Raw genomic sequence first — 12,261 nt, forward strand, 5'->3', positions numbered from 1 at the left:
ATAGTGTGCATCCATCCAGTATTTGCCCGTATACTCCTACGTTTTCGACGCCCGCCGAGCGAGGCCACTTTGGACAAGATCCTGATTCGTGGGGCCCGTACCCACAACCTGAAGAACATCGACCTGACCCTGCCACGGGACAAGCTGATCGTCATCACCGGCCTGTCCGGATCCGGCAAATCATCCCTGGCCTTCGACACGTTGTACGCCGAAGGCCAGCGACGCTATGTCGAATCGCTGTCGGCCTACGCCCGGCAGTTCCTGTCGATGATGGAAAAACCCGACGTCGACACCATCGAAGGCCTGTCGCCGGCCATTTCCATCGAACAGAAGTCGACCTCCCATAACCCCCGGTCGACGGTCGGCACCATCACCGAGATCTACGACTACCTGCGCTTGCTGTATGCGCGGGTCGGCATTCCCCGCTGCCCCGACCACGACATTCCCCTGGAAGCCCAGACCGTCAGCCAGATGGTCGACCTGGTGCTGGCCCAGCCAGAAGGCAGCAAGCTGATGCTGCTGGCCCCGGTGATTCGCGAGCGCAAGGGCGAACACCTGATGGTGTTCGAAGAACTGCGCGCCCAAGGCTTCGTGCGGGCCCGGGTCAACGGCAAGCTGTGCGAGCTGGACGAACTGCCGAAGCTGGATAAACAGAAGAAGCACTCGATCGATGTGGTGGTCGACCGCTTCAAGGTCCGCGCTGATCTGCAACAGCGGTTGGCCGAGTCCTTCGAGACAGCCCTGAAACTGGCCGACGGTATTGCCCTGGTCGCACCGATGGACGACGAACCCGGCGAGGAGATCATTTTCTCCGCACGTTTCGCCTGCCCGATCTGCGGCCATGCCATCAGTGAGCTGGAACCCAAGCTGTTCTCCTTCAACAACCCGGCTGGCGCCTGCCCGACGTGCGACGGCCTGGGGGTCAAGCAGTTCTTCGACACCAAGCGGCTGGTCAATGGCGAGCTGACCCTGGCCGAAGGGGCGATTCGCGGCTGGGACAGGCGCAACGTCTATTACTTCCAGATGCTCGGGTCGCTGGCAGCCCACTACAAGTTCAGCCTGGACAAGCCATTCAACGAGTTACCCGCCGATCAGCAGAAATTCATCTTGCACGGCAGCGGCTCGCAGAATGTCGACTTCAAATACCTCAATGACCGTGGCGACATCGTCAAGCGCTCCCACCCGTTCGAAGGCATCGTACCGAACCTGGAACGACGCTACCGCGAGACCGAATCGGCCAGCGTGCGCGAAGAGCTGGCCAAGTTCCTCAGCACCCAGCCCTGCCCTGACTGCCGCGGCACTCGCCTGCGTCGCGAGGCGCGGCATGTGTGGGTCGGTGAGAAGACCTTGCCGGCGGTGACCAACCTGCCGATTGGCGACGCCACCGATTACTTCGGCGGCTTGAAGCTCACTGGTCGTCGTGGCGAAATCGCCGACAAGATCCTCAAGGAAATCCGCGAACGCCTGCAGTTCCTGGTGAACGTCGGCCTGGACTACCTGACCCTCGATCGCAGCGCAGACACCTTGTCCGGCGGCGAAGCCCAGCGTATCCGCCTCGCCAGCCAGATCGGCGCCGGCCTGGTGGGGGTGATGTACATCCTCGACGAGCCGTCCATCGGCCTGCACCAGCGGGATAACGACCGGTTGCTCGGGACCCTGAAACACCTGCGGGACATCGGCAACACGGTGATCGTGGTCGAGCACGACGAGGACGCCATCCGCCTGGCGGACTACGTGGTGGACATCGGCCCGGGCGCGGGCGTGCATGGCGGGCATATCGTTGCCCAGGGCACCGCTGCAGAAGTCATGGCGCACCCTGACTCGCTCACTGGTAAGTACCTGTCGGGCCGGGTGAAGATCAAGGTTCCGGCCAAACGCACGCCACGCAACAAGAAGTTGTCCCTGACCCTCAAGGGCGCCCGTGGCAACAACTTGCGCAACGTCGACCTGGAAATCCCGATCGGCTTGCTGACCTGCGTGACCGGCGTATCCGGCTCCGGCAAATCGACGCTGATCAACAACACCCTGTTCCCTCTGAGCGCCACAGCCCTGAACGGCGCCACCACCCTGGAAGCGGCCGCACACGACAGCATCAAGGGCCTGGAGCACCTCGACAAGGTGGTCGACATCGACCAGAGCCCGATTGGCCGTACGCCGCGCTCCAACCCGGCGACCTACACCGGGTTGTTCACGCCGATCCGCGAACTGTTCGCCGGCGTCCCGGAGTCCCGCTCACGGGGTTATGGCCCAGGGCGCTTCTCGTTCAACGTCAAGGGCGGGCGCTGCGAGGCCTGCCAGGGCGATGGCCTGATCAAGGTGGAAATGCACTTCCTGCCCGACATCTATGTGCCGTGCGACGTCTGCAAGAGCAAGCGCTACAACCGCGAAACCCTGGAGATCAAATACAAGGGCAAGAACATCCACGAAACCCTGGAGATGACCATCGAAGAGGCTCGGGTGTTCTTCGATGCGGTGCCGGCCCTGGCGCGCAAGCTCCAGACACTGATGGATGTGGGCCTGTCGTACATCAAGCTCGGGCAGTCGGCGACGACGTTGTCCGGCGGCGAAGCCCAGCGGGTCAAGTTGTCCCGCGAGCTGTCCAAGCGCGACACCGGCAAGACCCTGTACATCCTCGACGAGCCAACCACCGGCCTGCACTTCGCCGATATCCAGCAATTGCTCGACGTGCTGCATCGCCTTCGCGACCACGGCAACACCGTGGTGGTGATCGAACACAACCTGGACGTGATCAAGACGGCTGACTGGCTGGTGGACCTGGGGCCGGAAGGCGGTTCCAAGGGCGGCCAGATCATTGCCGTGGGCACGCCTGAACAAGTGGCAGAAATGAAGCAGTCCTACACCGGTTACTACCTCAAGCCGTTGCTGGAGCGTGATCGGGACTGATTTCACCCGAGCACGAAAAAGCCCCTGTCATCTCATCGATGGCAGGGGCTTTTGCTTTTCTTCTGTGGGAGCGAGCTTGCTCGCGATAGCGGAGTATCAGTTTGCATTTATGCGATGATTTAACCGCTATCGCGAGCAAGCTCGCTCCCACAATTATCGCGGTTAGAACTGCGATTGCAGGTAGTTCTCCAACCCGATCAGCTTGATCAGACCCAACTGCTTCTCGAGCCAGTAGGTATGGTCTTCTTCAGTGTCGTTGAGTTGGATACGCAGGATCTCGCGGGTCACATAGTCGTTGTGCTGCTCGCACAGCTCGATGCCTTTGCACAGGGCAGCGCGCACTTTGTATTCCAGGCGCAAGTCGGCGGCGAGCATATCGGGCACGGTAGTGCCGATGTCCAAGTCATCCGGACGCATCCGCGGCGTGCCTTCGAGCATCAGGATCCGGCGCATCAGTGCATCGGCGTGCTGGGCTTCTTCTTCCATCTCATGGTTGATACGTTCGTAGAGCTCGGTGAAACCCCAGTCCTCGTACATCCGCGAGTGGATGAAATATTGATCACGGGCTGCCAGTTCGCCTGTCAGCAACGTGTTGAGGTAATCGATTACATCTGGGTGACCTTGCATCGCCCTACATCTCCACAAGCTTTGAAGACTCTAGTTTGAACCAACCTGACGGAGAGGTCACTCGCTCATCGCAATAAAAGCGAAGAAAATCCGAGAAAACCGGGCTAAATAACGCAAAAACCGCCCAAATGAGGGCGGTTCTGCTTCTCGTTTAGACTTAGTTAAGCTGTACGCCCAACGCCTTTGCGATACCTTCTCCATAAGCGGCGTCCGCCCTGAAGAAATGCTGGAGCTGACGGTCAACGACATCCGCCGATACAGCGGCCATTGCACCGGCGATATTGTTGATCAGCAACGCTTTCTGCTCGTCGCTCATCAAACGGAACAACGCACCGGCATGGCTGTAGTAGTCCGTGTCTTCGCGATGATCGTAACGATCCGCGGCGCCACTGAGGGCCAAGGCCGGCTCCGCATAACGCGGTGCCTGCTTCGGTGCCTCCACGTAGCTGTTAGGCTCGTAGTTCGGTGCCGCCCCGCCATTGCTGCCAAACGCCATGGCGCCGTCGCGCTGGTAAGTGTTAACCGGGCTACGCGGCGCATTCACCGGCAATTGCTGGTGATTGGTGCCCACACGGTAGCGGTGCGCATCGGCGTAGGCGAAGACACGGCCCTGCAGCATGCGATCCGGCGAGAGACCAACCCCTGGCACCATGTTGCTCGGGCCAAACGCCGCCTGCTCGACTTCAGCGAAGTAATTCAGCGGGTTGCGGTTGAGCTCGAGCACACCCACTTCGATCAACGGAAACTCTTTTTGCGACCAGGTCTTGGTCACGTCGAACGGATTCTCGTAATGGGCCGCGGCCTGGGCCTCACTCATGATCTGGATGCAGACACGCCATTTCGGGAAGTCACCACGTTCAATAGCCTCGAACAGGTCGCGCTGGGCATAATCCGGGTCGGTCCCCGCCAGGCGTGCCGCTTCTGCCGGCGCGAGGTTCTTGATGCCTTGCAGGGTCTTGTAGTGCCACTTCACCCAGTGCCGCTCACCCTGTGCGTTGATCAGGCTGTAGGTGTGGCTGCCGAAGCCGTGCATATGGCGGTAGCCATCCGGAATGCCACGATCGGAAAACAGGATGGTGACCTGGTGCAGCGCCTCAGGCGAATGCGACCAGAAATCCCACATCGCTTGGGCACTTTTCAGGTTGCTTTGCGGCAGACGCTTCTGGGTGTGGATAAAATCCGGAAATTTCAACGGATCACGGATAAAGAAGACCGGCGTGTTGTTGCCGACGATGTCCCAGTTGCCTTCCTCGGTGTAGAACTTCAGGGCGAAACCCCGCGGATCGCGTTCAGTGTCGGCCGAACCACGCTCGCCACCCACAGTGGAGAATCGCAGGAAGGTGGGTGTCTGCTTGCCGATCGACTCGAACAACTTGGCGCTGGTGTACTGGGTGATGTCCTGGGTGACGGTAAAGGTGCCGTAGGCCCCCGACCCCTTGGCGTGCACGCGACGCTCGGGAATGTTCTCGCGGTTGAAGTGAGCAAGCTTTTCGATCAGGTGAAAATCATCGAGCAGCAGCGGGCCCCGCGGGCCGGCGGAGCGAGAGTTCTGGTTATCGGCGACAGGAGCGCCGCTGGCGGTCGTAAGCGTTTTGATCTGGCTCATGCTCAATCTTCCTAGGTCGGTCTTCAAACTGCCGGCTAATCGGCTGGAAAGGAGTATTGATCATGTTAGTGACAGTATCCAAATTCATTAAATCATGGACATCGATAGTCATTATCTAATGCTGAAGACTTGTCGATAGCCCAACCAGGCGAAACGGTCTTGGCACTTTTCAGCAGGCAACAAAAAACCGGGCACAAGGCCCGGTTTTTTGTTTGTTACCGACTTACTCAGCGGATACAGCTTCACCGCTGGTAGCACGATCAACCAACTCGACGTACGCCATAGGCGCGTTGTCGCCAGCGCGGAAACCGCACTTGAGGATGCGCAGGTAGCCACCCTCACGGGTAGCGTAACGCTTGCCCAGGTCGTTGAAGAGCTTACCAACGATAGCTTTCGAACGAGTACGGTCGAAAGCCAGACGGCGGTTAGCCAGGCTATCTGTCTTGGCCAGAGTGATCAGCGGCTCAGCAACGCGACGCAGTTCTTTGGCTTTCGGCAGTGTAGTTTTGATCAGCTCGTGCTCGAACAGCGACACCGCCATGTTTTGGAACATGGCCTTGCGGTGCGAGCTGGTGCGGCTCAGGTGACGACCACTTTTACGATGACGCATGGTTCATTCCTTACCAAACACAACGTTCGGTGATTACGACGATCAGGCAGTCGCCTTGTCGTCCTTCTTAAGACTTGCAGGCGGCCAGTTGTCGAGGCGCATGCCGAGGGACAGACCGCGGGAGGCCAGAACGTCCTTGATTTCAGTCAAGGATTTCTTGCCAAGGTTCGGAGTCTTCAACAGCTCTACTTCGGTACGCTGAATCAGGTCGCCGATGTAGTAGATGTTTTCCGCCTTAAGGCAGTTAGCCGAACGTACAGTCAGTTCCAGATCGTCAACCGGGCGAAGCAGGATCGGATCGATCTCGTCTTCCTGCTCGACAACCACTGGCTCACTGTCACCCTTGAGGTCGACGAACGCAGCCAACTGCTGTTGCAGGATGGTTGCAGCACGGCGGATAGCCTCTTCAGGATCCAGGGTACCGTTGGTTTCCAGATCAATAACCAGCTTGTCCAGGTTGGTACGCTGTTCGACACGGGCGTTTTCCACCACGTATGCGATACGGCGAACTGGGCTGAACGAAGAGTCAAGCTGCAAGCGACCGATGCTGCGGCTTTCGTCTTCATCGCTCTGACGCGAGTCTGCCGGTTCATAACCACGACCACGAGCTACGGTGAGCTTCATGTTCAGGGCGCCGTTAGACGCCAGGTTAGCGATTACGTGATCGGGGTTAACGATCTCGACATCATGATCCAGCTGAATATCGGCAGCGGTAACCACCCCCGAACCCTTCTTCGACAAGGTCAGCGTAACTTCGTCACGACCGTGCAGCTTGATAGCCAGACCTTTCAGGTTCAACAGGATTTCAATTACGTCTTCCTGTACACCTTCGATGGCGCTGTACTCATGGAGCACACCGTCAATCTCGGCCTCGACTACTGCACAGCCGGGCATTGAGGACAACAGGATGCGGCGCAGCGCGTTGCCCAGGGTGTGGCCGAAACCACGCTCGAGAGGCTCGAGTGTGATCTTGGCGCGGGTTGGACTGACAACCTGCACATCAATATGGCGGGGTGTCAGGAACTCATTTACCGAAATCTGCATGGATGCACCTATTTTCTAGCCCTTACTTGGAGTAGAGCTCGACAATCAGGCTTTCGTTGATGTCGGCGGACAGATCACTGCGAGCAGGAACGTTCTTGAAAACGCCCGACTTCTTCTCAGTGTCTACTTCTACCCATTCTACGCGGCCACGTTGGGCACACAGATCGAGAGCTTGGACAATGCGAAGTTGGTTCTTTGCTTTCTCGCGAACAGCAACCACGTCACCAGCACGAACCTGGTAGGACGGAACGTTTACGGTCTGACCGTTAACGCTGATCGACTTGTGCGATACCAGCTGACGGGATTCGGCACGAGTAGAACCGAAACCCATACGGTATACAACGTTGTCCAGACGGCATTCGAGCAGTTGCAACAGGTTTTCGCCGGTTGCGCCTTTCTTGCCAGCTGCTTCTTTGTAGTAGCCGCTGAATTGACGCTCGAGAACGCCGTAGATACGACGGACCTTCTGCTTTTCACGCAGTTGGGTGCCGTAATCGGACTGGCGACCGCGGCGTTGGCCGTGGATACCAGGTGCTGCTTCAATGTTGCACTTCGATTCGATCGCGCGCACGCCGCTCTTCAGAAAAAGATCGGTGCCTTCGCGACGAGCGAGTTTGCATTTTGGACCAATGTAACGAGCCATTCTTTACAATCTCCTGGATTACACGCGGCGCTTCTTCGGCGGACGGCACCCGTTGTGCGGGATTGGCGTCACGTCGGTGATGCTGGCGATCTTGTAGCCACAGCCGTTCAAAGCGCGGACTGCGGATTCACGACCTGGACCTGGACCCTTGACGTTGACGTCGAGGTTTTTCAGGCCGTATTCCAGCGCAGCTTGACCAGCACGCTCAGCAGCTACTTGAGCAGCGAACGGGGTGGACTTGCGGGAACCGCGGAAACCCGAACCACCGGAGGTAGCCCAGGAAAGAGCGTTACCTTGACGGTCGGTAATGGTCACGATGGTGTTGTTAAAAGAAGCATGGATGTGGGCGATGCCATCAACCACTGTCTTTTTAACTTTTTTACGAGGACGAGCAGCAGGTTTTGCCATGATTAAATTCCTGTCGATTCGCTGGGGCGATTACTTGCGGATCGGCTTACGCGGACCTTTACGGGTACGCGCGTTGGTCTTGGTACGCTGACCGCGTACTGGCAGACCACGACGATGACGCAGACCGCGATAGCAACCGAGGTCCATCAAGCGCTTGATTTTCATGTTGATTTCGCGACGCAGGTCACCTTCAGTGGTGAACTTCGCCACTTCGCCACGCAGCTGTTCAATCTGCTCGTCGCTCAGATCTTTGATCTTTGCCGCTGGGTTGACCCCAGTCACTGCACAAATTTTCTGTGCAGTAGTGCGACCAACACCATAGATGTAGGTCAGCGAGATAACAGTATGCTTGTTATCTGGAATGTTGACGCCTGCAATACGGGCCATTCAGTGGGACTCCAATTGACAGCTACCTACGCCCCGGAAGCCAAGAAATAGGGCGCGAGATAATATCGCTGTAATAACAAATAATCAACCCGGCAGCGCACTAGCTGCCGGGCTTAAAGCACAATCACACTCAGCCTTGGCGCTGTTTGTGACGCGGTTCCGCGCTGCAAATTACCCGAACAACACCTTCGCGGCGAATAATCTTGCAGTTGCGGCACAGCTTTTTCACCGATGCACGAACTTTCATCACCAACTCCTCGAACCTTATGGACGCTACTCAGCGCAACATGCCGCTGCCGTAGCCCTTCAGGTTGGCTTTCTTCATCAGGGATTCGTACTGGTGCGAAACGAGGTGCGATTGTACTTGGGACATGAAGTCCATCACAACCACGACCACGATCAGCAACGAGGTCCCGCCAAGGTAGAACGGTACGTTTGCCGCAACCACCAGGAACTGGGGCAACAGACAGACGGCCGTCATGTAAAGAGCACCGAACATGGTCAAGCGAGTCAGAACGCCATCAATGTAGCGCGCAGACTGCTCACCTGGACGGATGCCCGGAATAAAGGCACCGGACTTCTTCAGGTTTTCCGCTACGTCTTTCGGATTGAACATCAACGCCGTATAGAAGAAGCAGAAGAAAATAATCCCTGCACTAAACAGCAGAATATTCAACGGCTGACCAGGAGCGATCGACTGCGAGATGTCCTGCAACCAGCCCATACCTTCAGACTGGCCGAACCAGGCACCCAACGAAGCCGGGAACAGCAGAATGCTGCTCGCGAAAATAGCCGGAATAACGCCGGCCATGTTCACCTTCAACGGCAAGTGGCTGGTCTGCGCAGCAAACACCTTGCGGCCCTGCTGACGCTTGGCGTAGTGAACAGCGATTCGCCGCTGACCACGCTCAATGAACACCACGAAACCGATAATCGCTACTGCCAACAAACCGATGGCAACCAGGGCGAAAATGTTGATATCACCCTGACGCGCAGACTCGAAAGACTGCCCGATCGCTCTCGGAAGACCGGCGACGATACCTGCGAAGATCAACATCGAGATACCGTTGCCAACACCACGCTCAGTAATCTGCTCACCCAGCCACATCATGAACATCGCGCCCGCCACAAACGTGGTTACCGCAACGAAATGAAAGCTGAAGTCAGCAGTGAACGAAACGCCCTGCCCCGCCAGGCCAATGGACATGCCAATGGCCTGAACGAGAGCGAGGACGACAGTGCCGTAGCGGGTGTACTGGCTGATCTTGCGACGGCCAGCTTCACCTTCCTTCTTCAACTGCTCCAGCTGCGGGCTGACAGCGCTCATCAGTTGCATGATGATCGATGCCGAAATGTACGGCATGATCCCCAGTGCAAAGATGCTCATCCGCTCCAGCGCGCCGCCGGAAAACATGTTGAACAAGCTAAGAATGGTCCCCTCATTCTGTCGAAACAGGTCCGCGAGTCGGTCCGGGTTGATACCTGGAACCGGGATGTGTGCGCCTATTCGGTAGACGATAATCGCCAGGAACAGAAAACGCAGACGAGCCCAGAGTTCAGACATACCGCCTTTGCCGAGCGCAGAGAGAGCACCTTGCTTAGCCATTTATTCCTCGAACTTGCCGCCAGCTGCTTCGATAGCCGCACGCGCACCTTTGGTGGCGCCGATTCCCTTTCCGATGGTGACAGCACGAGCAACTTCGCCCGACAGCATGATTTTCACACGCTGTACGTTCTGGTTGATCACGTTGGCATCCTTCAGGGACTGCACGGTGACGATGTCGCCGTCCACTTTGGCCAGCTCGGACAGACGCACTTCTGCGCGGTCCATGGCTTTCAGGGAAACGAAACCGAACTTCGGCAGGCGACGATGCAGCGGCTGTTGACCGCCTTCAAAGCCTGGAGCAATGGTGCCACCGGAGCGGGAGGTCTGACCTTTGTGGCCACGGCCACCGGTCTTGCCCAAACCACTACCGATACCACGGCCCGGACGATGCTTTTCGCGACGGGAACCCGGCGCTGGACTCAGATCATTGAGTTTCATCGATTAACCCTCGACACGCAGCATGTAGTAAGCCTTGTTGATCATCCCGCGATTCTCGGGAGTATCCTGGACTTCTACAGTGTGACCGATGCGACGCAGACCCAGACCCTTAACGCACAGTTTGTGGTTAGGGATGCGGCCGGTCATGCTTTTGATCAGCGTTACTTTTACGGTAGCCATGATCAGAAGATCTCCTTGACGCTTTTGCCACGCTTGGCGGCAATGGATTCAGGAGACTGCATTGCTTTCAAACCCTTGAAAGTGGCGTGAACCACGTTTACCGGGTTAGTCGAGCCGTAGCACTTGGCCAGAACGTTCTGAACGCCAGCAACTTCGAGGACAGCACGCATAGCGCCGCCAGCGATGATACCGGTACCTTCAGAAGCAGGCTGCATGTACACCTTCGAAGCGCCATGGGCGGACTTCATTGCGTACTGCAGAGTGGTGCCGTTCAGATCAACCTGGATCATGTTGCGGCGAGCAGCTTCCATTGCCTTCTGGATCGCAGCAGGCACTTCACGCGACTTGCCACGGCCGAAGCCAACACGGCCTTTACCATCACCCACTACGGTCAACGCAGTGAAAGTGAAGATACGGCCGCCTTTAACGGTTTTGGCTACGCGGTTAACTTGAACCAGCTTCTCGATGTAGCCTTCGTCGCGCTTTTGGTCGTTATTTGACATAACTTAGAACTCCAGCCCAGCTTCACGAGCAGCATCAGCCAGCGCCTTGACGCGGCCGTGGTACTTGAAGCCAGAGCGGTCGAAAGCCACCTGCGAGACGCCAGCGGCTTTAGCACGCGTAGCGACCAGCTGGCCAACCTTAGTGGCCGCGTCGATGTTGCCAGTGGCGCCATCACGCAGTTCTTTATCCAAAGTCGAGGCACTTGCCAGGACTTTGTTGCCGTCGGCCGAAATGACCTGGGCGTAGATGTGCTGCGACGAGCGGAACACGCAGAGACGCACGACTTCGAGTTCGTGCATTTTCAGGCGTGCTTTGCGAGCGCGACGCAGTCGAGTAACTTTTTTGTCGGTCATTTGCTATGCCCTACTTCTTCTTGGCTTCTTTACGACGGACGACTTCGTCCGCGTAGCGCACACCTTTGCCTTTGTACGGCTCTGGTGGACGGAAGTCGCGGATCTCGGCGGCCACTTGACCTACCAGCTGCTTGTCGATGCCCTTGATCAGGATATCGGTCTGGCTAGGAGTCTCAGCGGTGATGCCTTCCGGCAGTTCATAATCCACTGGGTGCGAGAAGCCAAGAGCCAGGTTCAGCACTGTGCCTTTTGCTTGCGCTTTGTAACCAACACCGACCAGCTGGAGCTTGCGCTCGAAGCCTTGGCTTACGCCTTGGACCATGTTGTTTACCAACGCACGAGTGGTACCAGCCATTGCGCGAGTCTGTTGATCGCCATTGCGAGCAGCGAAACGCAGCTCACCAGCTTCTTCAACGATCTCAACGGACGAATGGATGTTCAGTTGCAGAGTGCCCTTGGCACCCTTCACCGAAAGCTGTTGGCCTGCGAATTTGACTTCGACACCGGCTGGCAGCTTAACGGGGTTCTTAGCGACGCGTGACATGCTTATCCCCCCTTAGAACACAGTGCAAAGAACTTCGCCGCCGACACCGGCAGCGCGCGCAGCACGATCCGTCATCACACCCTTGTTGGTGGAGACGATAGACACGCCCAGGCCGCCACGAACTTTTGGCAGATCCTCGACGGACTTGTACTGACGCAGGCCTGGACGGCTAACGCGCTTCACTTCCTCGATGACCGGACGGCCTTCGAAGTACTTCAGCTCGATGGACAGCAGAGGCTTGATTTCGCTGCTGATCTGATAACCCGCAATGTAACCTTCGTCCTTCAGGACTTTGGCAACAGCTACCTTCAACGTAGAAGATGGCATGCTTACGACGGACTTTTCAGCCATCTGGGCATTACGGATACGAGTTAGCATGTCCGCTAACGGGTCCTGCATACTCATGG

Annotated in this window: 16 protein-coding genes; 1 reads left to right on the forward strand and 15 read right to left on the reverse strand. The window is 57.3% G+C overall.

What is annotated here, in order from left to right:
• The first annotated feature begins 69 nt into the window (after positions 1–69).
• Positions 70–2,904 (forward strand): excinuclease ABC subunit UvrA, encoded by a 2,835-nt coding sequence (gene uvrA, locus AB7M32_RS01395; protein WP_025215750.1) that lies wholly within the window; start codon positions 70–72, stop codon positions 2,902–2,904.
• Between the two features lie 162 nt (positions 2,905–3,066).
• On the opposite strand, the gene bfr is transcribed toward uvrA, so the two are convergent.
• The 15 genes from bfr to rpsH form a co-directional block, all read right to left on the reverse strand.
• A complete protein-coding gene (gene bfr / locus AB7M32_RS01400; protein ID WP_025215751.1) occupies positions 3,067–3,531 on the reverse strand; it encodes a bacterioferritin in 465 nt (154 codons plus the stop codon).
• 157 nt (positions 3,532–3,688) lie between these two features.
• Positions 3,689–5,137, reverse strand: a complete 1,449-nt coding sequence (locus AB7M32_RS01405) for a catalase (protein WP_454248897.1) — start codon at positions 5,135–5,137, stop codon at positions 3,689–3,691.
• A gap of 223 nt (positions 5,138–5,360) precedes the next feature.
• Positions 5,361–5,747, reverse strand: a complete 387-nt coding sequence (gene rplQ, locus AB7M32_RS01410) for a 50S ribosomal protein L17 (RefSeq protein WP_003186009.1) — start codon at positions 5,745–5,747, stop codon at positions 5,361–5,363.
• Positions 5,748–5,789: 42 nt separating this feature from the next.
• Entirely contained in the window at positions 5,790–6,791 is a 1,002-nt protein-coding gene (locus AB7M32_RS01415; RefSeq protein ID WP_003186012.1) for a DNA-directed RNA polymerase subunit alpha, read from the reverse strand.
• A gap of 22 nt (positions 6,792–6,813) precedes the next feature.
• Positions 6,814–7,434: a 30S ribosomal protein S4 gene (gene rpsD, locus AB7M32_RS01420; RefSeq protein ID WP_003176404.1), complete on the reverse strand. Its 621-nt coding sequence runs from the start codon at positions 7,432–7,434 to the stop codon at positions 6,814–6,816.
• A gap of 18 nt (positions 7,435–7,452) precedes the next feature.
• The gene (gene rpsK, locus AB7M32_RS01425) at positions 7,453–7,842 is read right to left on the reverse strand and encodes a 30S ribosomal protein S11 (protein ID WP_002555466.1); all 390 of its coding nucleotides are present in this window, start codon (positions 7,840–7,842) and stop codon (positions 7,453–7,455) included.
• A gap of 30 nt (positions 7,843–7,872) precedes the next feature.
• Positions 7,873–8,229 carry a 30S ribosomal protein S13 gene (gene rpsM, locus AB7M32_RS01430; protein WP_003186020.1) on the reverse strand — a complete coding sequence of 119 codons (357 nt, stop codon included), beginning with the start codon at positions 8,227–8,229 and terminating at the stop codon, positions 7,873–7,875.
• A gap of 130 nt (positions 8,230–8,359) precedes the next feature.
• A complete protein-coding gene (gene rpmJ / locus AB7M32_RS01435; RefSeq protein WP_002555468.1) occupies positions 8,360–8,476 on the reverse strand; it encodes a 50S ribosomal protein L36 in 117 nt (38 codons plus the stop codon).
• A 30-nt stretch (positions 8,477–8,506) separates the two neighbouring features.
• Positions 8,507–9,835, reverse strand: coding sequence for a preprotein translocase subunit SecY (secY, locus tag AB7M32_RS01440; protein ID WP_003186029.1), 1,329 nt, complete (start codon positions 9,833–9,835; stop codon positions 8,507–8,509).
• The gene (gene rplO / locus AB7M32_RS01445; protein WP_003186032.1) at positions 9,836–10,273 is read right to left on the reverse strand and encodes a 50S ribosomal protein L15; all 438 of its coding nucleotides are present in this window, start codon (positions 10,271–10,273) and stop codon (positions 9,836–9,838) included.
• A gap of 3 nt (positions 10,274–10,276) precedes the next feature.
• Positions 10,277–10,453: a 50S ribosomal protein L30 gene (gene rpmD / locus AB7M32_RS01450; RefSeq protein ID WP_003176408.1), complete on the reverse strand. Its 177-nt coding sequence runs from the start codon at positions 10,451–10,453 to the stop codon at positions 10,277–10,279.
• Between the two features lie 2 nt (positions 10,454–10,455).
• Positions 10,456–10,956: a 30S ribosomal protein S5 gene (gene rpsE / locus AB7M32_RS01455; protein ID WP_003186035.1), complete on the reverse strand. Its 501-nt coding sequence runs from the start codon at positions 10,954–10,956 to the stop codon at positions 10,456–10,458.
• A 3-nt stretch (positions 10,957–10,959) separates the two neighbouring features.
• On the reverse strand, positions 10,960–11,310 hold the full coding sequence (rplR, locus tag AB7M32_RS01460) for a 50S ribosomal protein L18 (protein ID WP_003186037.1): 351 nt from the start codon (positions 11,308–11,310) through the stop codon (positions 10,960–10,962).
• Positions 11,311–11,320: 10 nt separating this feature from the next.
• Entirely contained in the window at positions 11,321–11,854 is a 534-nt protein-coding gene (rplF, locus tag AB7M32_RS01465; RefSeq protein ID WP_003186039.1) for a 50S ribosomal protein L6, read from the reverse strand.
• A 12-nt stretch (positions 11,855–11,866) separates the two neighbouring features.
• Positions 11,867–12,259 carry a 30S ribosomal protein S8 gene (rpsH, locus tag AB7M32_RS01470; RefSeq protein ID WP_017848802.1) on the reverse strand — a complete coding sequence of 131 codons (393 nt, stop codon included), beginning with the start codon at positions 12,257–12,259 and terminating at the stop codon, positions 11,867–11,869.
• Positions 12,260–12,261 lie beyond the last annotated feature (2 nt).

This window comes from Pseudomonas sp. R151218B TE3479, assembly GCF_053629195.1.

What these genes read in the sequence shown, in the direction of transcription:
- bfr (WP_025215751.1), bottom strand. Translation starts at nt 3,531, where the DNA reads ATGCAAGGTCACCCAGATGTAATCGATTACCTCAACACGTTGCTGACA.
- AB7M32_RS01405 (WP_454248897.1), bottom strand. Translation starts at nt 5,137, where the DNA reads ATGAGCCAGATCAAAACGCTTACGACCGCCAGCGGCGCTCCTGTCGCC.
- rplQ (WP_003186009.1), bottom strand. Translation starts at nt 5,747, where the DNA reads ATGCGTCATCGTAAAAGTGGTCGTCACCTGAGCCGCACCAGCTCGCAC.
- AB7M32_RS01415 (WP_003186012.1), bottom strand. Translation starts at nt 6,791, where the DNA reads ATGCAGATTTCGGTAAATGAGTTCCTGACACCCCGCCATATTGATGTG.
- rpsD (WP_003176404.1), bottom strand. Translation starts at nt 7,434, where the DNA reads ATGGCTCGTTACATTGGTCCAAAATGCAAACTCGCTCGTCGCGAAGGC.
- rpsK (WP_002555466.1), bottom strand. Translation starts at nt 7,842, where the DNA reads ATGGCAAAACCTGCTGCTCGTCCTCGTAAAAAAGTTAAAAAGACAGTG.
- rpsM (WP_003186020.1), bottom strand. Translation starts at nt 8,229, where the DNA reads ATGGCCCGTATTGCAGGCGTCAACATTCCAGATAACAAGCATACTGTT.
- rpmJ (WP_002555468.1), bottom strand. Translation starts at nt 8,476, where the DNA reads ATGAAAGTTCGTGCATCGGTGAAAAAGCTGTGCCGCAACTGCAAGATT.
- secY (WP_003186029.1), bottom strand. Translation starts at nt 9,835, where the DNA reads ATGGCTAAGCAAGGTGCTCTCTCTGCGCTCGGCAAAGGCGGTATGTCT.
- rplO (WP_003186032.1), bottom strand. Translation starts at nt 10,273, where the DNA reads ATGAAACTCAATGATCTGAGTCCAGCGCCGGGTTCCCGTCGCGAAAAG.
- rpmD (WP_003176408.1), bottom strand. Translation starts at nt 10,453, where the DNA reads ATGGCTACCGTAAAAGTAACGCTGATCAAAAGCATGACCGGCCGCATC.
- rpsE (WP_003186035.1), bottom strand. Translation starts at nt 10,956, where the DNA reads ATGTCAAATAACGACCAAAAGCGCGACGAAGGCTACATCGAGAAGCTG.
- rplR (WP_003186037.1), bottom strand. Translation starts at nt 11,310, where the DNA reads ATGACCGACAAAAAAGTTACTCGACTGCGTCGCGCTCGCAAAGCACGC.
- rplF (WP_003186039.1), bottom strand. Translation starts at nt 11,854, where the DNA reads ATGTCACGCGTCGCTAAGAACCCCGTTAAGCTGCCAGCCGGTGTCGAA.
- rpsH (WP_017848802.1), bottom strand. Translation starts at nt 12,259, where the DNA reads ATGAGTATGCAGGACCCGTTAGCGGACATGCTAACTCGTATCCGTAAT.